The sequence below is a fragment of the Geodermatophilus sp. SYSU D00879 genome, assembly GCF_054050375.1.
The window spans coordinates 164,350-186,066 of sequence record NZ_JBJGZF010000010.1 but is presented as its reverse complement, the minus strand read 5'-3'; the positions used below and the strand labels follow the sequence as shown (position 1 = coordinate 186,066).

The following is a 21,717-nucleotide window of genomic DNA, read 5'->3' as shown; positions in this document are numbered from 1 at the left end:
CGCTCTGCCCCCACGTGGGGGCAGAGCACGACCGCGCGGGGGGTCAGGCGGTCGGCGTCCGGTCCGGCGCGGGCAGGTCGGCCGGGTCCTCACCGGCCGGGCCGGCGTGCAGGCCGCCGGTCAGCGCGTACTCCTCCTCCGGGGACAGGACGAGGCGGTGCCGGCCGACGAGCGCGAACGCGGCCAGCCCGAGCGCGAACACGACGGCGATGGCGACGATGGCCGGCCGGTAGTCGGGGTTGAGGACGACGCCGACGAAGACCAGCGCCGCGACCAGCCCGGCGAACACCGCGCCCGGGACGCCGTAGGGGCTGCGGTAGGGCCGGACCGCGTCCGGGAAGCGGCGGCGCAGCAGCACGAACGACACCATCTGCAGGACGTAGGCGACGACCGCGCCCCAGACGGCGATGTTGAGGACCACCGACCCCGCCGTCTCCCCGCCGAACTGGACCACCAGCAGGGCCGCGAACCCGACCACCGCGCCGACCAGCAGCGCCGCCCACGGCGTCCTCCGGGTGCCGGTGAGCGAGAGGACCTTGGGGTAGTAGCCGGCCCGCGACAGCGAGTAGATGTTGCGGCCGTAGGCGTACATGATCCCCTGCAGCGAGGCGAGGAGGCCCAGCAGCGCGAACGCGCTGAGCACGGCGGCGACGTCGGCGTCCGGGAGGACCGCGCGGAACCCGTCGAGCAGCGGCTCGCCGGAGGTCCCGATCGCCGCCGCGCCCGTGACCGCCGGGTTGAGGACGACGACCACCGCGCCGCTGGCGACGAGGGTGAGCATCCCCCAGAGCCCGGCGCGCGGGATGTCGCGGGCGGGGTCGTGGGACTCCTCGGCGGCCAGCGGGAGCTCCTCGATGCCGAGGAACAGCCACATGGCGAACGGCATCGCGAGGACGACGGCCCACCAGCCGTGCGGCAGGAACGTCGAGTTGCCGGGGTCGGGCTCGACGTCGAACAGGCTGCCGAGGTCGACGCTGCCAGAGAGGACCGCGGTGAGGGCGAACCCGGCGATGACCGCGAGGCTCGCGACGGCGACCACGAGGGCGAACCTGAAGGGGATCTCCGCGCCGGCGACGTTCAGCGCGAGGAAGACGCCGTAGAGGATCACCCACCACACCCAGGCGGGCAGGGAAAGGCCGAACAGGGCGTCGGTGATGCCGTCGGCGTACTGGCCGGAGAAGTAGACGACGACGCCCGTCGTCGCGACGTACTCGATCGTCTCGGCGAGGCCGGTGACGAACCCACCCCACGGGCCCATCGCCGAGCGGGCGAAGGAGTAGGCGCCGCCGGTGTGCGGCATGGCCGCCGACATCTCGCTGATGCTCGCGACCATCGCGAGGTACATGGCCGTGACGACGACGCAGGCGAGCGCGAACCCGCCCCACCCGGCGCCGTCGATGCCGAGGTTCCAGCCGGAGAAGTCACCGCTGACGACGGCGGCGACGCCGAGGCCCCACAGCCCCCAGACGCCGGCCGAGCGGGTGAGCCCGCGCTTGTCGAAGTAGCCGTCGTCGGCCTGGGCGTAGGTGACGCCGGAGGCGCCTCGGGTGGGGGTGGTGGCCATCGGGTCTCCTCGGACCGGTGCGGGATGGCCGGGACGGTAGGGCGGGTGCGCGTCGTCCCCGTGGCGCCCGTGTTCCGATCACGGGTCGTTCCCGACCCGGTGGTCCCGGCCGCCCCGCACGGGCGGCCGGGACGGGGGCTCAGGGGCAGGGCTCCTCGAGCTTCACGACGCCGAGGTCGATGGCACCCTCGACGTCTCCCGTGAGCCGCTGGCCGGCCGGGACGTTCTGCGTGCAGACCTTCCAGTTGGCGTCGAGCACCTGGTTGCGGGTGCCGAGCAGGTCGTGGGACAGGCTGAGGAAGACGCCGTTGGTCTGGATCAGGTCCTGGGCGTCCTGCAGGTTCATCCCGACCACCGACGGCATGGCGAAGTCGACCACCGGCGCGGCCGGCGTGGTCGGGGCCGCGGTGGTGCTCGGCGCGACCGCGGGCGGCGGGGCGCTGGAGACGGGCGGGACGGCCGGCTGGGGGCTGGGGGTCGCCGTCACGGTCTCCGTGACCGTGGTGGTGCTCGCGGCCGCGGTCGCCGGCTCGTCGTCGCCACCGCCGAGTGCGGCACCGATGGTCCCCACGACGAGGACCAGCGCGAGGACGGCGAACCAGGGACGCAGGTAGACCGGCGTCTCCTTCTTCTCCGGGGGCGAGGGGAGGAATCCGGGCAGCGGGCCCTGCGGCGGCTGCCACGGCTGGCCGGGTGGCGGTTGGGTCATGGGGACACCCCGTCGTGCTGGAGGAGCCCGCGGCTCTGCTGCCGCGGGAGGAACCGCGGGAGCGTCACACGGCGGCGCAGGCTCGCCGGGGACTTCCGGGACGGCGTCGTCGCGGAACGGTCACGGGACGCCCCGGCCGCCCCGCCGGTCCCCCCGGACACGCCGCGGCCCCCGTCCCGGGTGGGGACGGGGGCCGCGGTCGGTATCGCGGGTCAGTACCCGCGACTGGTCGGACCCTTGCCGCCCTTCGTGTTCTTGGCCTGGAAGTCGCGGACGAACTGCTTGATCTTCGCCTGGTTCTGCGGCTTCTGGAGTTCCTGGACGACCTTGGCGGCGATGCCCGAGGCGATCAGCTTCCTCATCATGCCCATGGGGGCTCCCTCCTCTCGACTGATGCATCCGGTGCCCCGTCAACGGGCGGCGCAACCGTCGCGATCCCGGCGGGGTCCTCCGATCCGGTCGTGGTGAGCCGCTGACGGGCTGTGCGGGCGCACCGCCGCGGCCTTTCTCGTGCGCCCCGGCGTGTCACCGTCGGCGAGTCGGGGTGGCGCGCCGGGAACACGGGCACCTCCGCAGGTGACGCGGGCGATTCGCCTCCGCGGCCCACGTCAAGTCGGCGTGTCGCTTCCGGGCGTGGCGCGGACGCGGTCCGGTTGAGGGCTGCAACACCCCTCCCTACCGTCGTCGCGGTCCGGCCGGGGCCCTCAGTCACTCCCGTGTGACACCCCGCCGGACACGCCGAACCAGGCGGCCGGCAGCCAGCCGGCACCCGGGCCGGGGACCCACCTGAGCACTGGGGTGAAGCGCGCTCCGTCGCGCCGGGCGACTCCTCCGTCCGAACCCGTCAGCTAACCCGGTAGGCGGTCGCGGAGAACAGGAGAACCGTCGTCGATGACGACTGCACGCACGTCCACCGCCCGTCGCTCGTTCCGCGGCATCGCCGTCGCGGCCATCGCCGGAGCCGGCATCGCCCTCTCACCCCTCCCGGCGTCGGCCTCCACGGGTGGCGGGGGTACCGGCACGGTCGCCGCCGCACCGGCGCCCGCCCCCAACGGCGCGGCCCAGACGGCCGTCGACACCGCCCTCGCGCAGGTCGGTGACCGCTACGTCTACGGCGCCACCGGCCCGGACAGCTTCGACTGCTCGGGCCTGACCAGTTACGCCTACAAGGCGGCCGGGATCTCGATCCCGCGCACCTCGAAGGCCCAGTCGACGTTCGGCACCCCGGTGGCGAAGGCCGACCTCAAGCCGGGTGACCTGGTGTTCTTCTACAGCCCCGTGTCGCACGTGGGCATGTACATCGGCAACGGGCAGATGGTCCACGCCTCGACCGCCGGCAAGCCGGTGGCCGTGGTGGACCTGGACTCGATGCCGAGGTACTCGGGCGCCCGCCGCGTCGCCTGACGCACGGAACGGTGTCCCCGGCCGGCTCGCCCGGCCGGGGACACCGCCCGCCGGTCCTACCCTCGCCCGGTGACCTCTGCCGGCCCCGCCTGGCCGCGGCCGGCGGGCTCCGGACCGGTGGTGGCGGTGGGCAAGCTGGTCGCCGACCAGCTGCTCTCGCTGTCCGCGCCGCTGGTGGCCGGCGGTCAGCAGCGGGTCGAGCGGACGACGACGGCCGGCGGCGCCCCCGCCAACGTCACGGCCGGCGTGGCCCGTCTGGGTGTGCCGGCGCGGCTCGCGGGCTGGGCCGGCGCAGACCCGCTCGCCGATGGGCTGCTGGCCGGTCTCGCCGGGCGGGGCGTCGAGCTCGCGGTGGTCCGCCGCGGCCGCGCGCCGCTGGCGACGGTGCTCGTGCACCCCGACGGCGAGCGCACGGTGCTGACCGACCGCGGCGAGGGCGGGCTGGAGCCGGCCGACGTCCGTCCGGGGTGGTTCGCCGGAGCGGCCGTCGTCCACCTCGACGGCTACGACCTGCTGCGCTTCCCCGACGCGGTGCGGGCCGCGGCCGACACGGCGCACGGCCTCGGGGTGCCGGTGAGCGCGGACGTCGCCGCGGCCGCCCGGATCTCCGCTCACGGCGTGGGCGACTACGTCGGCCTGCTCACCGGGCTGTGTCCGGACGTGCTCTGCTGCAACGCCGCCGAGGCCACGGCCCTGGGCCTGGACGGCGACCTGCCCACGTGGGCGCCGCCGCTGGTGCTCGTGCACGCCGGCGCCCGGCCGACCCGGGTCGTCACGGCCGCGGGCTCGGTGGAGGTCCCGGTGGAGCCGCTGCCGGCGGGCGGACTCCGCGACACGACGGGGTGCGGGGACGCCTTCGCCGCCGGGCTGCTGACCGGCTGGCGCGCCGGTGCGTCCGTGCTGGAGGCCGTCCGGACCGGCCACGCGGCGGCCGCCGTGGTGGCCGGAGCGATCGGCGGTCAGCCACCGCCCACTCCGCCCCTGCCGAGCCTCTGACCTGGGGATTCGGGCTGCGCAAGGCTCTCTGATCGACTATACTTCGATCATGTGTTCGGGTGGGCTGAGCGGCGGTGACGTCCTCGACGACCTCGCCGCGCTGGTCGCCGAACGGAACCGGATCGACGCCCGGCTGGCCCGCGCGGTGCGCGCCGCCGAGCTCGAGCAGGCGCCGGAGCGGGACGGGCTGAGGTCGATGGCCTCGTGGCTGCGCGGGCACTGCAGGCTCTCGGTCGCGGAGGCCTCCCGGCTGGTGCGCAACGGGCGGGCGCTGGAGCACCTGCCGGCGCTGGCCGAGGCGCACGACGCCGGTCTCGTGTCGGCCGAGCAGGTCGCGGTCGCCGCCCGCGCGGTGACCCCCGAGCGGCTGGTCTCGGCTCTCGAGCAGGGCGTGGACCTGGCCGTGATCGACGCGGTCCTCACCGGCGTGGCGGTCGAGCGCGCGCACGCCGACCCGGTGCAGGTGGTGCAGCACCACCTCAACGACCTCGATCCCGACGGGCCGGAGCCGGACCCGACCGAGCAGCGCTCGTTGACCTTGTCCAAGCACGCCGACGGGTCGCTGTCCTTCCGCGGCCACCTCGACGCGGTCGGCGGGGAGCGGCTGCAGACCGCCCTCGAGGCGCACGTGCAGGCCGACCGCCCGACCGGGGACGCGCGCACCCGCGCCCAGCGCCTCGGGGACGCCCTGGTGCAACCGTGCGACAACGTCCTCGCCGCCGGAACGCTGCCGCAGTTGCGCGGGCACGAGCCGCAGGTCGCCGTCGTGATCGACCTGGAGGACCTGGTCGACCCGGCCGGGAGCCGCAACGCCGGGCGGATGGGGTTCGGCGCGACCATCTCCGCCGCGCGGGCGCGGTGGCTGGCCTGCGACGGGACGGTGTCGCGGGTGGTGTTCGGGCCCGACGGCGCCCCGCTGGACCTGGGCCGCGAGCAGCGGCTGATGAGCCGGCACATCCGCCGCGCCGCCGAGCTCCCCGACGGCGGCTGCGTGTTCGCCTTCTGCGGGGCGCCGACGTGGTGGTGCGACGTCCACCACCTGGTCCACTGGATCGACGGCGGCAACACCGGCCTCGACAACTCAGCCCTGCTGTGTGAGCGACACCACACGAAGGTCCACCACGGCTTCCGCGTCGAGCGACAACCGACCGGCACCTGGCGCACCTACCGCCCGGACGGCACCGAGATCACCACGCCGGCGCCGCTCCTCGCCGCTGCCGCCTGACGTCCCTGCGCGGTCACGTTCCGCCACAACAGTCACGCCGGCACCGTTCCGGTACGTCCGCGTGCAGTTGATCAGTGCGACCGCCGAAGGGTGTGCCGCAACGTCGCACACCTCACGGGGAGACTCACCATGGCCAAGTCGGGACGTTTTCGCTTCGACGGCGGGGCAGCCACCTATGTCGGGACCGGCATCCTCGCCGCGCTCGTCACCATCTGCACGGTCGGCATCTGCTACCCGTTCGCGCTGGTCCTGCGCGAGCGCTGGCGGGCCAAGCACTCGTACATCGACGGCTTCCCGCTCGTCTTCACCGGCTCGGCGTGGAGCCTCTTCGGCAACTGGCTCAAGTGGCTCGCCCTGACGATCGTCACGATCGGCATCTACCTGTTCTGGGTCGGCCCGCGCATCCAGCAGTGGAAGTGGGAGCACACCGACTTCGATCGGAGCCGCTACCCGCTGCCCCTCGCCGATGCTGCCCAGGTGCAGGCCGCGCCGGTCGGCTACCACCTGCCGCCGGTTCCCGGCCGCATCTGACCGTCCGCCGACGAGGGGCGTCCGCATCTCGCGGGCGCCCCTCGTCGTGGTGCTCAGTACCGGACGCCGAGATGACGCTCGGCGCAGGCCGTGCACAGCCCGGTGTTGTCGTGCACGTGCTCGCGGGCGTTCACCTGCCGGCACACCGGGCACCAGCGGAAGGTCCGCCGCCGCTTGCGGGCGACCTCCTCGGCCGCCCCGGCCAGCTCCGCGCGCTCGTACAGCACCTCGTCCGAGGAGAACCGGCGGTCGGCCACGAACTCCCACACGAGCTCGTGGCCGGACCAGCGCGGCTCGGGACGGGCCAGCGTGAAGCCGAACCCGTCCCCGCCGACCGCGACCTGCGCCGGCTCCCCGCTCACGAACCACCGCTCGTGCGGCGGCCCGGACACCTCTGCCCAGCCGTCGCCCAGCGCCCGCACCAGCACCTCGGGCGCCACCCCGACCAGGGCGGCGAGCTCCGCGGTGTCAGACACCGGCCATCTCGGCCAGCCGGCACATCGCGTTGACCTGGCGCAGCTGCTCCGGCGTCCGGACCTGGGCGTCGAGCAGCAGTGGGCTCATCACCACGACGGCCAGCGCCTTCGCCCGCGACACCGCCACGTTGAGCCGGTTGAGGTCGTACAGGAACGACACCCCGCGCGGCGCCTCGTCGGCCGACGTCGACGTCGTCGAGTAGACGACGACCGGCGCCTCCTGGCCCTGGAACCGGTCGACCGTGCCCACCCGCGCGCCGTCGGGCAGCAGCGAGCGGATCAGCGCCACCTGGTTGTTGTACGGCGCGACGACGAGCACGTCGTCCGGGCCGATCGGCCGCTCGGCGCCCTCGGCGTCCACCCAGCCGACGCCCTGCAGCGACTCCCAGACGGCGGCCACCTCGGCCGCCTCCTCCATCGACGACGCCGACGCGGCCACGGTGTGCGACACGAACCGCACCGCCAGCCCGCTGCCCGACACCAGCCCGCCCGGCCGCACGGCGATCCGCTCCCGCAGCGGCGCCGACTCCAGCCGGCCCTCGTACGCCAGGTCGGACACGAACCGCGTCAGCGCCGGGTGCATCCGGTAGGTCGTGTCGAGGAAGATGCCGCGGCCCTCCGGCACGGTCGGGTGCCCCTCGAGCAGGTGCTCCAGCGCCGACAGCCCCGAGTCGCCGGGGTGCACGCCCTGCGAGGGCTGCGCGAGCTGCTGCGGGTCGCCGAGCAGCACCAGCGACTTCCCCGCCCGCGCCACCGCGACGGCGTTGGCCAGCGAGAACTGCCCCGCCTCGTCGACGACGAGCACGTCGACGGCCTCGGCGAGGTCAGGCTGCGTCCAGAACCACGCCGTGCCCCCGACCAGCCGCACGTCGCCGTCGACGAGCCGCCGGGCGACGTCCTTGCCGTCCTTCGACCACTCGACGCCGGGCGCGCCGCACGCCTGGTGCTCGTCGCACTTCTGCAGCGCGGGCCGGCCGACGGCCGAGAGCACGTTGCCGATGACGGCGTGCGAGGTGGCCGTGACGCCGACCTTCTTGCCGGCGTCGAGCAGCGCGCGGATGAGCATCGACGCCGCGCGGGTCTTGCCGCTGCCGGGCGGGCCCTGGACGGCGAGCACCTCGCCGTCCAGCCGCATGCCGATCCGGACGACGGCGTCACCGGCCTGCTCGTCGGGACGACGGCGGCAGTCGGCCGGCACCCGCCGCTCGAGCAGCGCCTGCCCGAGGCAGGGCCGGCCGGCGAGCACGTCGTCGGCGGTGGCGGCGATCGCCTCCCGCATCCCCTTGTCGTCGATCGGGCCGGCGGGACCGATCCCCCGAGCAGCGACCGGCGCCTTCGACGTCTTGACGACGAGGCGACCCTCGGCGGGGTCCAGGGCCGTCACCGTGCCGATGCCCGTCCGGAGGTCGACGTCGATCGCCGGCTTGCCGATCTGCAGCTTCCCGTCCTGCACGGGGAACCGGTACTCGTAGAGCTTCGACCGCTTCTCCTGGCCCACCTCGACGGGCGGGGAGAGCCGTCCGATCGTGGTCCCGTCCTCGACGAGCGCGTCGTCGTCCATCTCCTTGCGGGCGAAGAACTCCCACCAGCCGGGGCGGGCCTCGCGGCGGTGCCACTGCACGAGGTCGCCGAGCAGGTCGTGCCCGGCGCCCTTGAGGCGCTCGACCAGTGCCAGCTCGGCCAGGTCGGACTCGGTCCGCTCGGTCGGACCGCTGGCCTCCGACACCAGCGGCCGGTCCTGGCCGCCGAACTCCCGCTCGAGCTCCTCGCGCTGGGTCTCCAGCCAGTCGTGCAGCTCGCGGGTGGAGTCGACGTCGTCCTTGTTGTAGAGCTCGATGTCCACGAGGCGCTGCGGGTCACGGTCGGCGAGCCACTTCTCGTAGGCGATGACGCTGCCCATGGCGTCGGCGACGTCGCCGGTGTGCTCGCGGCCGTAGAAGGCCTCGACCTTCTTGATCGAGTACGAGCCCTTGCTGATCCGCATCGACTGCCGGACGACCGGATACAGGTCCACGAACCGCTCGTTGCGCAGCAGCTCGTCGAGCTCCGCCTCGCGGACGCCGTAGCGACCGGTCAGCCGCTTGAGCGCGCTGACCTCGTAGGCGGCGTAGTGGTAGACGTGCATGCCGCGGTCGGCCCGCCAGGCGTCGAGGACCAGGTCGATCAGGTCGGCGACCATCTGCCTCTCGGCGGCGGGGTCGTGCGCCCACAGCGCGGTGAAGCTGCCGTCGCGCCGCCCGATGCCCGCCAGGTACTCCAGGCCCGCGCCGTCGGCGGAGTGCGGGTCGCCCTCGAAGTCGAGGTAGAGGTCGCCGTCGCTGGGCTCGGGCAGCCGGAGCAGGCCGAGGCCCTTGGCCGGCGGCAGCAGCGTTCGGGTGGGGACGCCGGTCTGCCGCTCCCGTAGCTGCTCGCGCGCCTGCTCCTGCACGCGGGCGCGGGTGGCGGCGCCGATGCGGGCGGCCTTGAGCGTCTCCGGCGCGGCCTCGGCGAGCTGCTCCAGGGTGGTGATCCCGGCGGCGCGCAGGGCGTCGCGGGTGTCGCGGCGCATGCCGGCGACGAGGGAGAGGTCGTCGGCCGCGGCCAGTTCCCCGTCGCACCTCGGCTTCCACGTGCACTGGCTGCAGTAGGGGCCGGGGACGGGCTCGGTGGCCGGCGGGTCGGCGACGAAGGTGGTCAGCCGCGCGCGGGCGCGGCGGGCGTAGGCGGCGACGTCGACCAGCCGCCACGGGTTGGTGACGCCGTCGCCGGTGACCACGCAGATCCGGTCGGGCTGCCTCCCCTGGAGGACGGCGAGCCGCTCGGCATAGGTGGCCATCTGCAGCAGCGCGGGCACCTTGACGCGGCGGGCGAGCTTGGCGTCGGCGACCTCGTACGACCAGTTCCCGAGGGCCGAGGGGGTGGGCACCTTGAGGAGGAAGTCGGCCGCGCCGCCCCAGACGCCGTCGAAGAACGAGGCCTGCGAGATGACGTCGACGCCGGCGCGCATGGCCTGCAGCGTCATCGCCTCGGCCTCGCGGCGGCCGGTGGCGTCGAACCGGGCGGGGATGCGGACGACGCTGCGGCCCTCGGCCTCGAGCGCGTCGAGGTAGCGCATCTCGTGCTCGGTGCCGAGGTCGGCGACGAGCGCGGCGTGGTCGCCCGGGCCCTCGGCGAGCGGCTGGAGCCGGCCGTCGGCGACGGCGAGGTCGAGCGTCGTGAGGTGCGCGCAGGCCTGGTGGCGGGTCAGGTCGGTGGGGCTCAGGACCAGGGAGCCGTCGGTGCGGTACATCGAGACGGGACGGTCTCACGCGGGCCGCATGATCGGTGTCTTCCGCGCCGGTAGCGTCGGTGCGCTGATGTCGAGGAGGCGCGCGTGACCCGAGGACTGCACCGCTCGCACCGGGTGGCGGGTGCGCTCGTCGGGTCGGCGGTGGGCGACGCGCTGGGTGCGCCGTTCGAGTTCGGCCCGGCCGGTGCGTTCTCCGCCCGCTTCCCCACGGACGCGCGGGGGGCCGCCACCGAGATGTGCGGCGGCGGGTCGCTGGGCTGGGCGCCGGGCGAGTTCACCGACGACACCCAGATGGCGCTGCTGGTGGCGCAGTCGCTGGTCGAGCGGGACGGGCTGGAGGAGGCCGACGTCTTCGACCGGTTCGCGGCCTGGGCGGCGGCGGGCCCGCCGGACATCGGGCTGCAGACCCGGGCGGTGTTCGACTCGGGCCTGTCCTGGGACCGCGCGGCCGCCGAGCACTTCGCCCGCACCGGACGGGCGGCCGGCAACGGCTCGCTGATGCGGACGACACCCGCCGCGATCCGGTTCTCCCGCTCCGGCACCGACGCCACCGTCGACGCAGCCCGGCGCATCTCGGCGCTCACCCACGGCGACCCCGCAGCAGGCGAGGGCTGCGCCGTCTTCCACGAGCTCGTGCGGGTGGCCCTCGACGGCGGTGACCCGCTGGCCGCCGTCCCCGCGGCGCTCGCGCTCGTCGCGGAGGAGCACCGCGACCGGTGGGCCGCCGTCCTGGCGCCGGACTGGGAGCCGTCGATGGCGACCGAGTCCAACGGCGCCGTCTGGCCGACGCTCGGCCAGGCGCTGTGGGCGCTCCGCCACGGGCGCGACTTCGCCGAGGTGCTGCGGCTGGTGGTCGACCTCGGCGGCGACACCGACACGGTCGCCTGCGTGACCGGCGGCCTGGCCGGCGCGGTGTACGGGATGGGCGGCATCCCGATGCGCTGGGCGTCGGTGGTGCACGGCCGGGTGCCCGGGCACGGGGACCGGGTGTGGCGGCTGCCCGACCTGCTGCCGCTGGCCGCCGCGCTCGACGGCAAGGAGTTCCACGGCGGCGAGACCGGCGTCATCCCGCGCATCGGCCCGGCGGAGGTGCTGCCCGGCATCTGGGCGGGCAACCTCGACGGCGCCCGGCACTCCGACGAGGACTTCGCCGTCATCAGCCTGTGCCGGCTGGCTAAGCCGTTCCCGCACGCGGTGCACCGGATGGCGCACATCGCGGACAACGGGCACAACGTCGACCTCGACGTCGTGCTGACCGACGTCCTCGACGACCTCGCCGCCCTGCGCGCCGAGGGACGCCGGGTGCTCGTGCACTGCCACGGCGGGGCGTCACGCACCGGGCTGGTGCTGCGCGGCTGGCTGGTGCGCGAGGAGGGGATGACGCCCGAGGAGGCGACCGCGCACGTCACCGAGCGCTGGCCGCACCTCGGGCTCTGGAACGAGTCGTTCACCGCCGCGCTGGAGCGCCTGGCCGGACACTGACGCCCGGACCGGGTGAGGGTGACCGCCTCCGCCGGCCGAACGCCTGTGACGAGTCGTGACATGTTCGAGACCGGTACCGGATCGTTCCCGTCAGCGTCCGCTGAGACACTGCTGTCCGCGCTGTTCCCGGCGCGACACGGGGGTTCGACAGGAACGGGAAGGGGCGACGCGCTGACGGGCGCCTCGCCCGGCGGTCCACGGCTGCGTGGACGCTGCCGGCCCTCACGGCGAGACCGCGGCGCGGTCCTGCCGCGTCCCGTTCGAAAGGCCAGCGATGTCCCAGCCTCCCTCGGAGTCCCTCCTCCCGGCTCCGGCCCCGGCGCCTGCGCAGGTCCCCACGGGCGAGGGCGAGGTGCCGGGACCGGCCCGGGTGTCCGACGACGTGGTCCCGTCCGGAGAACGGACCGAGACCGCGGTGTTCCCGACCCTGTCCGCGCCGGCAGCTGCCGGCCCGACCGAGCCCCGGCGGCGCAACCGCCTGGTCATCGCGCTGTCGGTCGCCGTGTTCCTCCTGCTGGCGACCGCCGGCGTCCTCACGGCGCTGGTGATCGAGGCTCGCAGCGATGCTGACCGGCTCGCGGCCTCCGAGGCTGCCGAGGACCGCGAGCAGCAGGAGGCGCTGCAGGCCGTCCAGGACCAGCGGGCTCCGCTCGAGCAGCGGATCGCGGACGCGGAGGCGGACGCGGCCACCGCCGAGAGCCGCATCGCCGCGGCGGAGGCCGCGCAGCGCGCCGCCGAGGAGGCGACCGCCGCCCGGGAGCAGGCGGATGCGGAAGCCGCCGCGGCCGACGAGCAGACGTTCGTCGACGCACTGCGCGCCACCGAGACGATGACCGGCGTCCCCGATGCAGAACTGCTCGAACGGGGCCGCGACGTCTGCACCTACCTCGACTCGACGCCGGGCACGCCCGCGGATCTCTCCGACGCCTTCGACCGGGCGTCCGAGACGTACGCCATCGACGACGCGATCCTCCTGGTCACCGCGGCGACGCAGATCCTCTGCCCCGAGTACAGCGGCTGATCCACCGGATCTCCGCCGAGACCGACATCGGCGCAGGCCAGGCCACCCACCTCTCGACAGCGGGAGCCGAACGGTTCCGCTGCGTCCCCGAACGGAAGACCTCCATGTCCCAGCCCTTCCCCGGCGCGCCCGTGCCGCCGCAGGTCGACTCCGGCCCGTGGCAGACCGCCTACGGCAGCGCGCCGTTCGTCTCCGCACAGCCGGCACCCGCGCGCCGCCGCAACGGCCTCGTCGTCGCGCTCGCCATCGCGACCGTCGTGCTGGTGGCAGCGGTCGGCGTCCTCACCGCACTCCTGATCGACTCCTCCTCGACCGCCGCTGACCTGGCGGCCGCCGAGAGCGCCGAGGACGAGCAGCAGGCCGCGGCCCTCCGTGACGCCCAACGCGGCGTCGACGACCTCGAGGTTCAAGCCACCGACGCAGAGTCGGCCGCGGCCGCGGCGTCGAGCAGTGCCCGGGAGGCTGAGGCGGCTCAGGACGAGGCCGAGCTGGCCGCCGCACCGAGCGACTCCGACCACGAGGAGTACCTGCGGCTCCTCCGCGGCACCGACCCGGCGTTCAGGACGGTGGACGACGCCACGCTCGTCGAGATCGGCGACGTCACCTGCGACTATCTCGACACCTACGGCAACAGCGACCAGACGCTGGCGCGCATCGTCAGCATCGGGGTCTCCTCCGGGATGACCTCCAGGCAGTCCTCCGAGGTCACCAGCGCGGCGATCGTCTCCCTGTGCCCAGAGCACTCACTCGACTGAGGCCGGCGATGCCTCGGACGACGTACGGAGACCCAGGACGATGACGAGACGGACGGCGGTGGTCGTCACCGCGCTCGCGGCCGCGGTCTTCGCGGCCGCGGTCGCGGTGACGCTCGTGCTGCTGCGCATGGACGACCCCGCTCCGGCCCCCTCGGCCACGGCCCCGGCGTCGACCACTGCGGACGAGGACGGGTCCAGCGAGAGCTCCTCCGCCCCGACACGGACGACGGCCACGACCCGGACGACGCCGCGACCGGGTGAGCAGGTCATGGACGTCAGCCCCGAGGCGGACGCCCGCTACCTCGCCACCCTGTCCGCCGCCGGTCTCCTCACACCCGGGACCGACGAGCAGCAGGTCATCGAGGTCGGGCGCCTCGTCTGCGCGTTCATCTCCACGGGTCAGGGCGACGTGGACGACGCAGGCGTCCTCGTCCACCAGTCCGGGGAGGCGACGCCGGGCGAGGCCGGGACCATCGTCGGCGCTGCCGTGAGTGCCTACTGCCCGCAGTACGGCGACGGGCTCTGACTCCTTCGACCCCCTGCTCGGACACCGGCCATCTAGCTGGCTTCTGCCGGGCGCGCATCAGACGTCGGTGATCCGGAGGGCCAGCAGGTCGGTCACCTCGACCGGGCGGCCGGCGTCGACCACCAGCTCCAGCCGGTGCCGGCCCGGGCGGTGCACGACGCGCGGACCGGCGTAGCGGGGGACGGCCGCCGCGGCGGGACCGGCGTGGTGGACGCACTGGAGCGCGCTCGCCGGCGACGCGTCCGCGGCGGGCCGACGGGACGGGAGGTCGAGCACGAAGACCAGGGGGCGCTCGGGGTGGCGCTCGTCGTCGCGGTGCACCCAGATCGGGAAGCCCAGCTCGGCGTACTGCCAGTAGGCGGGTTCCTGCTCGGGAGGGAGTCGGCCGCGCAACCCGATCCCGAACGGGCTGGCACCCGTCGTGGGCCAGTCGGCCCGGCGGTCCAGCCGCAGGGGGTTGCCCCGGGCCTCGGCACGGTCCTCGACCCACACCAGCTCCAGGTAGTGCCCCGCGAGGAGGAGCCGCCGGTTGCGGGTGCCCTGCCCGGGGTGCGCGGTGCCGGCGTCGAGCTGCCAGCCGGCCGCGGTCAGCCGCTCGGCCCAGGCCTCCTCCGGGCTGGCCATGCAGAGCACGTGGTCGAGCTCGAGCACGTCTCCAGTGTGCCGCCGCGCCCCCGGAGGGTCACCCCTCGCGGACGACGACCTCGCACTGCTCCCCCTACTGCCCCGGTTCGCCGGACGCCGGAAGCGTCGGCCGGCGTCCTCCACTTGCACCTGGGCCGGCGCACCGCGCCCGCCACCCCGGCACGCCGAGGGCCGGCTGCCTGGCGTCAGTCCGTGCCGGACGGCGCAGGAGGTCCGTAGACGTCGGAGCGGTGCGCGATCCGCACGACGAGGATCTGCCGGTCAGCCTCGTCGACTTCTATGAGCACCCGGTAGTCCCCTCGCCGGGCGCTGCGCAGCCCGGTCAGCTCCCCGGTCAGGGGCTTGCTGAGCCGCAGCGGGTTCTCGGGCAGGACGACGGTGAGGAACTCGACGACGGCCATCGCTACCTTCGCGGGCAGGCGGCCGAGCTGGCGCCGCGCCGCCGAGGAGATCCGGAGCCCGTACGGAGCGGTCACCCGTCGAGGCCGAACTCGGCTCTCAGATCGTCGCCGGACGTCGTCTCCCCGCGCTCGCCCTCGGCACGCGCTCGCTCGACCTCCTCGCGGACGCCGGGCTGCGAGAGCCAGAACAGGGTCTCGTGCAGCGCGTCGAGGTCCTCCTTCGCCATCAGGACGGCGGCTTCCCGTCCGTGGCGGGTGATCGTGACGATCTCGTGGGTCTTCTCCGCCGCCTCGACCAGCGCCGACAACCGGTCCTTGGCCTCGCTGAGCGGGATGGTCGCCATGGCGCCATGTTAGCCCAGATTCTGGCCAGAACGCGGTGACACCCGCCCGAGCGGACCCGACGCACGGCCCGTTCACTTCCGCGGAAGTGCACGCGAGGTCGGCCTTGTTAGCGTCGCGACATGGCCGTGGACCCGCGTGGAGCCGACCTCAAGCGATACCTGCAGGAGGACCCGGGCGGGCCGGTGGTGATGCTCAACCTGCTTCGGTTCGCCGAGGGCGGCCGCGAGTTCTACGACCGGTACGCGCAGGCGCTGTCGGAGACCTTCCTCCCCCGCTACGGCGGCGAGGTCCTCTACGCCGGCGACGGCGACACCCCACTGGTGGCCGAGCAGGGCCAGGACTGGGACGCCGTGCTGCTGGTCCGCTATCCGTCGCGCGAGGCGTTCAGCCGCATGGTCGCCGACCCCGAGTACCAGAAGGTCACGCACCTGCGCACGCAGGCGCTGACCGAGGCGGTGCTGCAGCCGACCACCTCCTGGGTGCGCGACTGAGCACACCGCCGGGCCCGTGGCCCGCCGGCCGCCGGACGATGTGCGCCGAGGGCGCATCCGCCGGTCAGGAATGCGCCCTCGGCGCACACGGTCCGGCGAGGCAGGTCCCCTCCCGGTCCTAGGGTCGGTCCATGCGGAGGCCGCGCACGGAGGACGACCTCGACGCGACGTACTTCCCCGGACAGACGCCGGAGCAGAGCCGCTCGATGGCCCAGCCGCTGGAGGCCTGGGCGGCGGAGGGCACCCGACCCGGCGACGAGGTCAACGCCGCCGAGCTGCTGGCGTTCGCCGCCGAGCAGCTCATCCGGATCGGGGACGCACAGGACGCACTGCGCGTGACCCGCCTCGCCGTGGCGACCGGGGAACCGGTACACCCGGACGTCCGCTGCTTCCTGCACCACGCCCTGCTGGAGGTCGGCGACGTCGACGCCGCCCGCGAACTGGCCGGCCAGGTGCGCCGGGAGCGGCCGCCCGACGTCGACGTCTACCTCCTGCTGGGCGAGGACTACGAGGTGCACGGCGATCTGCGTGAGGCGCACCGCTGGCTGACGCTGGGCGTCCGGCGGGCGCTCGAGGACGTGGTGGACATCGACGACGCCTCGGAGGACCAGGTCCTGCGCCAGGCCACCCACCTCCTGGTGTCACGGCGGCGGGTCCGTCGGCAACTGGACATGCCGGCCGACGAGTGGGACGAGCTGGCTCCCGTGCCGCCCGGCCTCGACGACCAGTTGCTCGACTGAGCTCAGACTGCCGGGACGAGGATCCGAGCCGACGGCAGCGGGCCCCAGGTCGTCGTCACGGCGTCAGATCCCGGACGTGACCCGGTTGCCCGGCCGGCGCGGCGGGCGGATCGTGCGGGCGGCCGAGCGGGCCAGGCGGATGGGGCCGGTGTCCCAGATCTTCTGGACGGGCTCGTCGACCGGCCCCGCCGGCTGCGGCACCAGGGGGCGGGCGGCCTCCTCGGCCTCCGCCTGCACCTGGGCGAGCGTGGCCAGGTGGCGGGCGCGGATGGCGGCCTTCTGCCGGTCCAGCCGCTCCTGCTCGGCCATGACCAGCATCTCCTCCTTGGCCTCGGCCACGGTGCGCCGCGACTGCTGCTGCATCTCCTCGATGTCCACGTCGCCGCTGTCGCGCAGCGCCGCGAGCTTGTCGTAGGCGGTCGGCGGGCCGAAGTTGAGCAGCACCTTCATGAGCACCGGCAGGATCTCGACGCACATGAACAACAGAGACAGCATGAACTTCGCCGCGGCGAGCGTGGCGTTGCGGTCGCTGAGCCGGTCGAGCGCCTCCAGCCGCAGCAGGATGCCGCCGGAGCCCTCGTTGGTCGCGTCGAACGCGGCCTGCAGCCGGTCCAGCTCAGCGGTCAGCCGGGCGAGCTCCGCCTGGTCGGTGGCGAGGGAGGCGGCGGCGAGGTCGGCGCTGCGCGACTCGGCGCCGGACGCCGCGTCCTGCGCGTCGTCCAGGGCCGCACGGGCCGAGGCGACGACGCCGGCCTGCGCGTCGGCGGCCGCGCGGGCCTGCACGTAGGCGTCGCCGGTGCCGGGGTCCCCGGTGCCGCAGGTGCCGTCGAGCTCGCACTGGGCGCGCGCCTCGAGGTCGCGCTGGGTGGCGAGGGCGGCGTCGTAGGCGGACTGCTTCGCCGCGACGTCGGCCTGCACGGCGGCCAGCGCCGGGTCGGCCTGCCCGCCGGTGGCGACGACGTCCTGTCCCTGCGTCACCCGCTCCTGCAGCTCGTCGAGGCCGGCGAAGCGCGCGTCGGACTCCAGCGACTGCCGGTACGCGTCCGCGGCCTCGGCCTGCATGACGGTGATCTCGGCGTCGATCTCCTTGTGGAACACCTGCAGCGTCAGGGGCGTCGCGACGACGACCCCGAGGACCAGCGCCAGCCCCACGCGCGGGACGGCGAGGGCGAGGTTCCGCTTGAGCGAGGCGTCGTGCGCCATGCCGACGAGCAGCATCCGGTCGAGGTTGACCACGACGGCGCCCCAGCCGAGGCCCAGCACCAGCGCGAACGGCCACCAGACGCCGAGGGCCATGTGCAGCGCGAACGCCGCCGACGCGACGGCGAGGCCGCCGGTGCTGAGCAGGACCCCGCCGAGCGCGGCGAACCGCGGACGCGCGCCGGGCGCCGCCTCGAGCAGGTCGGGCCGCGCGCCGCCGAGGACCGCGAGGCGGTCCTGGAGCCGTCGTCGTCCAGCCATGTCGTGCACTCCCCGAGCGCCGGGGGTCGTGGTTCGTCCGCCGCTCCCCTGCCCCATCGGCAGTCGGTGCACCAGGCGGGACGCCGTCGTCACACCCGCCCCACGTGACCGAACGGAATGGTCCGGCTCCGCCTTGGCGTGTCGCTGGTCACGCTGTCCGACCTCCGACAGCCGGTAGTCGACCGGCTCGCAACCGAGGACCTCTCTCCTGTCCGGGGCAGGATGACCTCCACCGACGCACCGCCGAGGCCCGTCCGCGGCTCGAACCGGCGCCGGCAACTCATCACGGAAGCTGCCGGTGGCCCGGCACGGACACGACCCGCTGCTCGGCCGGGCGCTGGAGCTCCGCCAAGCGGTGACCGCCTACGACGGGGTCTACGTCGCGCTAGCGGAGGTCCTCGGGGCCGGCCTGGTGACCGGTGACCGCCGGCTGGCGCGCGCACCGGGCCTGCGGTGTCCGGTGACGAGGATCGGCTGACGCCCACGCGGGAAGCCGGACGCAAGGGGCCCGCAAGCGCGGCGGCCGAGGGTGCGGGCACCAGCCCACGCACCCCAGGAGCACTCCCCCATGCGCTCGTCCCGTCCCGGCGCCGCCACGCTGCTCGCCTCCGCCGTCCTCGCGTCCGGCTGCTCGACCCCCGTCGTCGGCGTCGCCGAGCCGGGCGGGCCGGCCGCCGCCGGACCGCTCACCGAGGTCCTCGGCCGGGTGGAGGTCGACGCGGACGTCGAGGGGCACGTGCGCCTCTCCGACGTCGCCGCCACCCCGGACGGCGGCTTCGTCGTCCTCATGACCGGCGATATCGGCAGCAACCACCGCAGCGTCCTGGTCGAACTCATCCCGGGCGACGGCGGCCTGGTCGTCGGCCAGGTGACCGAGGGCCCGCCCGCCCTCGACATGGGCGAGGTGCATGTCGCGCCCGACGGCACGGTGGTAGCCCTCGTGCCGATCGTGCCCGCCGACACCAGCGGCGGCGGTCGCGAGCTGGACCTCGCCCTCGCCGTCCTCGCGCCGGGCAGCGACGAGCCCGACGTCCGGCGCCTCGCCGCCGACGCCGAGCTCGGCACGCCCGACACCGGCACCGCCGTCCTCTCCCCCGACGGCACGACGCTGCACGCCAGCCTGCAGTGGTACGTCGACGGGGACACGGTCAGCCGCCTGGCCACGGTCGACGTCGCCACCGGCGAGGTCACCGCGAGCGCGTCGCTGCAGGTCGAGACCCCGGGCCAGGCGGTGGCGCGGGACGTCGCCCTGCGTCCCGACGGCGGCCTGGCGGCGCTGGTGACCGTCGACCGCGACGCGGAGGGCGACGTCGACGGCGTCGTGCTGGCGCAGTACGACGCCGACCTGCTGCCCGCAGGCGAGCCGGTGGAGCTGGTCGAGGAGCCGGAGAGCACCGGCTACGCGCTGGCCGTGCTGGCCGACGGGACCGCGGTCGCGTCGGTCGTCGCGGGCGAGTGGGACACCGGCGAGCCGCGACTAGTGACCGTCCGGGACGGCGCCGTCACCTCGACCGCGGTGCTGCCCGGCTCGGGCACGGACCTCGCCGTCGAGTCGGGCAGGCGGCACGTCTACCTCGTGCACGGGCGCGCGGAGGACGGCGTCGGCCTGACCACCGTCGAGCTCGCCACCGGGGAGGCCGTCGCCGACATCGAGCTGTGCCCGGCCGGGATCCCTGCGCCGCTCGCCCTCGCCGCGGACGGGCGGACGGTCGCCGCCACCGTCGCCTGCGAGCAGGACGAGAACGTCCACGCCGACCTCGCCGTCCTCGTCGGCTGAGGACGCCGGTGCCCCGGCCGCGCGAGGCGGCCGGGGCACCGGGTCGTGCAGGAGCGGGGGTCAGACCGAGACGGTCTCCCGCTCGGGCTGCGGGTCCTCGTCGGACGACGCCGCGGGGACCTCGCGGGCCTCCTCCCGCCGCTGCGCGACGACGCTGGCGACGACCGCCGCGACGATGAACAGCAGGCCGGTGAGGCCGGTGACGTACTCACTGATGTGGAAGCGCAGCTCGAGGATCATGATCGCGGCGAGCACGCCGATCGCCCACATGGCGCCGTGCTCGAGGTAGCGGTACTGCTCGAGCGTGCCGCGGTCGACCATGAAGATCGTCAGCGACCGCACCCAGAAGGCGCCGATGCCGAGGCCCAGGGCGATGATCAGGATGTCGCTGCTGATGGCGAACGCGCCGATGACGCCGTCGAAGCTGAACGACGCGTCGAGCACCTCGAGGTAGAGGAACGCCGCGAACCCGGCGCCGGCGACCGCCTTGGTGGCGGTGCCGGTGGCCGACGGCGTCGACTCCTCGTCCTCGTCGTCGTCGGACTCCATGAGCTCGTTGAGGCCGCCGATGAGCAGGTAGGTGAACAGGCCGGCGAGGCCGGAGAGCAGGACGGTGCCGTACTTGTCGTCGTCGGCGATCTGCGAGCCGGTGTAGATGACCGCGAGCGCGATGACGATCGACAGGTAGGGCAGCTTGCCGGCCTTGGCCAGCGGCTTCTCCAGCCAGGCGAGCCAGTGGACGTCGCGCTCCTCGTCGAAGGCGAAGTTCAGGAAGATCATCAGCAGGAAGATCCCGCCGAAGGTGTAGATCGCCTCGGCGGACGCCTCCACGTTCTCCGCGTAGGCCTCCTGGTCGGTCAGCGCCAGGTCCCACACCTCGGGGATCGACAGCTGCGCCGTCACCGAGACGAGCAGGATCGGCAGCAGCAGCCGCATGCCGAACACGGCGATGAAGATGCCGACGTAGAGGAACAGCTTCCGCCACAGCGGGCTCATGTTCCGGAGCACCTTGGCGTTGACGACGGCGTTGTCGAAGGACAGGCAGACCTCGAGGACGCCGAGGACGGCGACGGCGAGGAGCGCGGCGGGACCGCCGAAGAGCACGGCGGTGACGAGGGCGGCCGCCGTCAGGAAGACGGAGAAGCCGAAGTAGCGGATCAAGGGGTGCCTTTCAGGGGACCGCAGCGAGGGCGGTCTCGGGTGGGAGGAGGAAGCGGGCTACTTGCGGGCGGCCTTCCAGCGGAGACCCCAGCCGTACTCCTGGTCCAGATGGCTTTGACTGCCCTGGAGGTAGCGGATCTCGCGCTGGACGCGCAGATCGCCGCGCTCGTTCGTCAGCATGGCGATGGCGCAGAAGCGCGCGTCCCGGGCGTGCTCGTCGAGATGGACGGTGAACTCGTTGCCGTTCTGACCGAACAGCGTGACGACTCCCTGGGCCGTGGCCCAGTTCGGCGCGCCCTCGTAGATGTACGCGAAGACGAGGATGCGCTTGATCTCGTCGAGGTGGTCCAGGTTGACGATCAGGTTCTCGCCGCCGGTGTTGGCGCCCGACCGGTCATCGCCGTCGAGGAGGACGTAGGGCGGCCGGTGCAGATCACCGAACGTGTTGCCGAGCGCCTGGACGACGCCCTTGTCGCCGTCGGCGGTCTCCCAGAGGCAGCCGAGGTCGAGGTCGACCGCCTCACGCTTGTCGAAGAACCCGCGTCCCGGACGCTGGTTCCAGTTCAAGTTGACGCGCCACTGCCCGCGGGCGCCCTGCGCCTTGGACAGCGAGACGGACGGGGCCGCCTTGGTGAGCGTGACCTTGCCGAGGGAGACGCTGGCCGGCTTCTGCTTCGGCGGGCGCGTGTAGTCGATCATGACCTGCCTGTTCTCGGGGGAAGGGCTCGGGCCGGCGGCC

At 74.2% G+C, this 21,717-nt stretch carries 23 protein-coding genes and 1 riboswitch; of the genes, 12 read left to right on the top strand and 11 right to left on the bottom strand.

All coding sequences use genetic code 11. The annotated features are described in order from the left end of the window. Positions 1 to 43 precede the first annotated feature (43 nt). The 3 genes from ACI79B_RS14810 to ACI79B_RS14800 form a co-directional block, all read right to left on the bottom strand. Positions 44 to 1,564, bottom strand: coding sequence for an amino acid permease (locus ACI79B_RS14810; protein WP_456926874.1), 1,521 nt, complete (start codon positions 1,562 to 1,564; stop codon positions 44 to 46). A gap of 139 nt (positions 1,565 to 1,703) precedes the next feature. Beyond that, a complete protein-coding gene (locus ACI79B_RS14805; RefSeq protein WP_456926873.1) occupies positions 1,704 to 2,273 on the bottom strand; it encodes a hypothetical protein in 570 nt (189 codons plus the stop codon). 212 nt (positions 2,274 to 2,485) lie between these two features. Beyond that, complete coding sequence (locus ACI79B_RS14800; protein WP_456926872.1) at positions 2,486 to 2,644, bottom strand: hypothetical protein; 159 nt, start codon at positions 2,642 to 2,644, stop codon at positions 2,486 to 2,488. Positions 2,645 to 3,030: 386 nt separating this feature from the next. Beyond that, positions 3,031 to 3,135, top strand: a riboswitch (cyclic di-AMP (ydaO/yuaA leader). 29 nt (positions 3,136 to 3,164) lie between these two features. On the opposite strand from ACI79B_RS14800, the gene ACI79B_RS14795 reads away from it, so the two are divergent. From ACI79B_RS14795 to ACI79B_RS14780, 4 genes are all read left to right on the top strand, one after another. Then, positions 3,165 to 3,677 carry a C40 family peptidase gene (locus ACI79B_RS14795; RefSeq protein ID WP_456926871.1) on the top strand — a complete coding sequence of 171 codons (513 nt, stop codon included), beginning with the start codon at positions 3,165 to 3,167 and terminating at the stop codon, positions 3,675 to 3,677. Between the two features lie 69 nt (positions 3,678 to 3,746). Then, on the top strand, positions 3,747 to 4,673 hold the full coding sequence (locus ACI79B_RS14790) for a carbohydrate kinase family protein (protein ID WP_456926870.1): 927 nt from the start codon (positions 3,747 to 3,749) through the stop codon (positions 4,671 to 4,673). A gap of 49 nt (positions 4,674 to 4,722) precedes the next feature. Beyond that, positions 4,723 to 5,898 (top strand): DUF222 domain-containing protein, encoded by a 1,176-nt coding sequence (locus ACI79B_RS14785; protein ID WP_456926869.1) that lies wholly within the window; start codon positions 4,723 to 4,725, stop codon positions 5,896 to 5,898. A gap of 129 nt (positions 5,899 to 6,027) precedes the next feature. Then, positions 6,028 to 6,429 carry a DUF898 family protein gene (locus ACI79B_RS14780; protein ID WP_456926868.1) on the top strand — a complete coding sequence of 134 codons (402 nt, stop codon included), beginning with the start codon at positions 6,028 to 6,030 and terminating at the stop codon, positions 6,427 to 6,429. Positions 6,430 to 6,482: 53 nt separating this feature from the next. Here ACI79B_RS14780 and ACI79B_RS14775 read toward each other — a convergent pair whose 3' ends face one another. Both ACI79B_RS14775 and ACI79B_RS14770 read right to left on the bottom strand, forming a co-directional pair. Further along, positions 6,483 to 6,905, bottom strand: coding sequence for a hypothetical protein (locus ACI79B_RS14775; protein ID WP_456926867.1), 423 nt, complete (start codon positions 6,903 to 6,905; stop codon positions 6,483 to 6,485). Beyond that, positions 6,898 to 10,173, bottom strand: coding sequence for a TM0106 family RecB-like putative nuclease (locus ACI79B_RS14770; protein WP_456926866.1), 3,276 nt, complete (start codon positions 10,171 to 10,173; stop codon positions 6,898 to 6,900). Before ACI79B_RS14770 ends, ACI79B_RS14775 begins: the two co-directional genes overlap by 8 nt. Positions 10,174 to 10,257: 84 nt before the next feature. On the opposite strand from ACI79B_RS14770, the gene ACI79B_RS14765 reads away from it, so the two are divergent. From ACI79B_RS14765 to ACI79B_RS14750, 4 genes are all read left to right on the top strand, one after another. Beyond that, entirely contained in the window at positions 10,258 to 11,655 is a 1,398-nt protein-coding gene (locus tag ACI79B_RS14765) for an ADP-ribosylglycohydrolase family protein (protein WP_456926865.1), read from the top strand. Between the two features lie 415 nt (positions 11,656 to 12,070). After that, positions 12,071 to 12,676 (top strand): DUF732 domain-containing protein, encoded by a 606-nt coding sequence (locus tag ACI79B_RS14760; protein ID WP_456926864.1) that lies wholly within the window; start codon positions 12,071 to 12,073, stop codon positions 12,674 to 12,676. Between the two features lie 104 nt (positions 12,677 to 12,780). After that, positions 12,781 to 13,431 carry a DUF732 domain-containing protein gene (locus ACI79B_RS14755; protein WP_456926863.1) on the top strand — a complete coding sequence of 217 codons (651 nt, stop codon included), beginning with the start codon at positions 12,781 to 12,783 and terminating at the stop codon, positions 13,429 to 13,431. Between the two features lie 40 nt (positions 13,432 to 13,471). Then, complete coding sequence (locus ACI79B_RS14750; RefSeq protein WP_456926862.1) at positions 13,472 to 13,957, top strand: DUF732 domain-containing protein; 486 nt, start codon at positions 13,472 to 13,474, stop codon at positions 13,955 to 13,957. Positions 13,958 to 14,014: 57 nt separating this feature from the next. On the opposite strand, the gene ACI79B_RS14745 is transcribed toward ACI79B_RS14750, so the two are convergent. The 3 genes from ACI79B_RS14745 to ACI79B_RS14735 all read right to left on the bottom strand — a co-directional run bounded on the left by ACI79B_RS14745 (position 14,015) and on the right by ACI79B_RS14735 (position 15,347). Then, the gene (locus tag ACI79B_RS14745; RefSeq protein WP_456926861.1) at positions 14,015 to 14,608 is read right to left on the bottom strand and encodes a VOC family protein; all 594 of its coding nucleotides are present in this window, start codon (positions 14,606 to 14,608) and stop codon (positions 14,015 to 14,017) included. Positions 14,609 to 14,787: 179 nt separating this feature from the next. Further along, a complete protein-coding gene (locus ACI79B_RS14740) occupies positions 14,788 to 15,078 on the bottom strand; it encodes a type II toxin-antitoxin system RelE family toxin (protein WP_456926860.1) in 291 nt (96 codons plus the stop codon). Then, complete coding sequence (locus ACI79B_RS14735; protein ID WP_456926859.1) at positions 15,075 to 15,347, bottom strand: type II toxin-antitoxin system Phd/YefM family antitoxin; 273 nt, start codon at positions 15,345 to 15,347, stop codon at positions 15,075 to 15,077. Before ACI79B_RS14735 ends, ACI79B_RS14740 begins: the two co-directional genes overlap by 4 nt. Before the next feature lie 120 nt (positions 15,348 to 15,467). Here ACI79B_RS14735 and ACI79B_RS14730 point away from each other — a divergent pair, with 120 nt between their 5' ends. Together ACI79B_RS14730 and ACI79B_RS14725 are read left to right on the top strand one after the other, a co-directional pair. Further along, a complete protein-coding gene (locus ACI79B_RS14730; RefSeq protein ID WP_456926858.1) occupies positions 15,468 to 15,839 on the top strand; it encodes a DUF1330 domain-containing protein in 372 nt (123 codons plus the stop codon). A gap of 131 nt (positions 15,840 to 15,970) precedes the next feature. Further along, a complete protein-coding gene (locus tag ACI79B_RS14725) occupies positions 15,971 to 16,579 on the top strand; it encodes a hypothetical protein (protein ID WP_456926857.1) in 609 nt (202 codons plus the stop codon). 63 nt (positions 16,580 to 16,642) lie between these two features. Here ACI79B_RS14725 and ACI79B_RS14720 read toward each other — a convergent pair whose 3' ends face one another. Then, on the bottom strand, positions 16,643 to 18,040 hold the full coding sequence (locus ACI79B_RS14720; RefSeq protein ID WP_456926856.1) for a DUF4407 domain-containing protein: 1,398 nt from the start codon (positions 18,038 to 18,040) through the stop codon (positions 16,643 to 16,645). A 298-nt stretch (positions 18,041 to 18,338) separates the two neighbouring features. Here ACI79B_RS14720 and ACI79B_RS14715 point away from each other — a divergent pair, with 298 nt between their 5' ends. Both ACI79B_RS14715 and ACI79B_RS14710 read left to right on the top strand, forming a co-directional pair. After that, positions 18,339 to 18,518, top strand: a complete 180-nt coding sequence (locus ACI79B_RS14715) for a type II toxin-antitoxin system VapC family toxin (RefSeq protein WP_456926855.1) — start codon at positions 18,339 to 18,341, stop codon at positions 18,516 to 18,518. A 90-nt stretch (positions 18,519 to 18,608) separates the two neighbouring features. Next, complete coding sequence (locus tag ACI79B_RS14710; RefSeq protein ID WP_456926854.1) at positions 18,609 to 19,817, top strand: hypothetical protein; 1,209 nt, start codon at positions 18,609 to 18,611, stop codon at positions 19,815 to 19,817. A 60-nt stretch (positions 19,818 to 19,877) separates the two neighbouring features. Here ACI79B_RS14710 and ACI79B_RS14705 read toward each other — a convergent pair whose 3' ends face one another. Both ACI79B_RS14705 and ACI79B_RS14700 read right to left on the bottom strand, forming a co-directional pair. Next, on the bottom strand, positions 19,878 to 20,978 hold the full coding sequence (locus tag ACI79B_RS14705; RefSeq protein ID WP_456926853.1) for a DUF475 domain-containing protein: 1,101 nt from the start codon (positions 20,976 to 20,978) through the stop codon (positions 19,878 to 19,880). A 57-nt stretch (positions 20,979 to 21,035) separates the two neighbouring features. Then, the gene (locus ACI79B_RS14700; RefSeq protein ID WP_456926852.1) at positions 21,036 to 21,677 is read right to left on the bottom strand and encodes a TerD family protein; all 642 of its coding nucleotides are present in this window, start codon (positions 21,675 to 21,677) and stop codon (positions 21,036 to 21,038) included. Between the last annotated feature and the right edge of the window lie 40 nt (positions 21,678 to 21,717).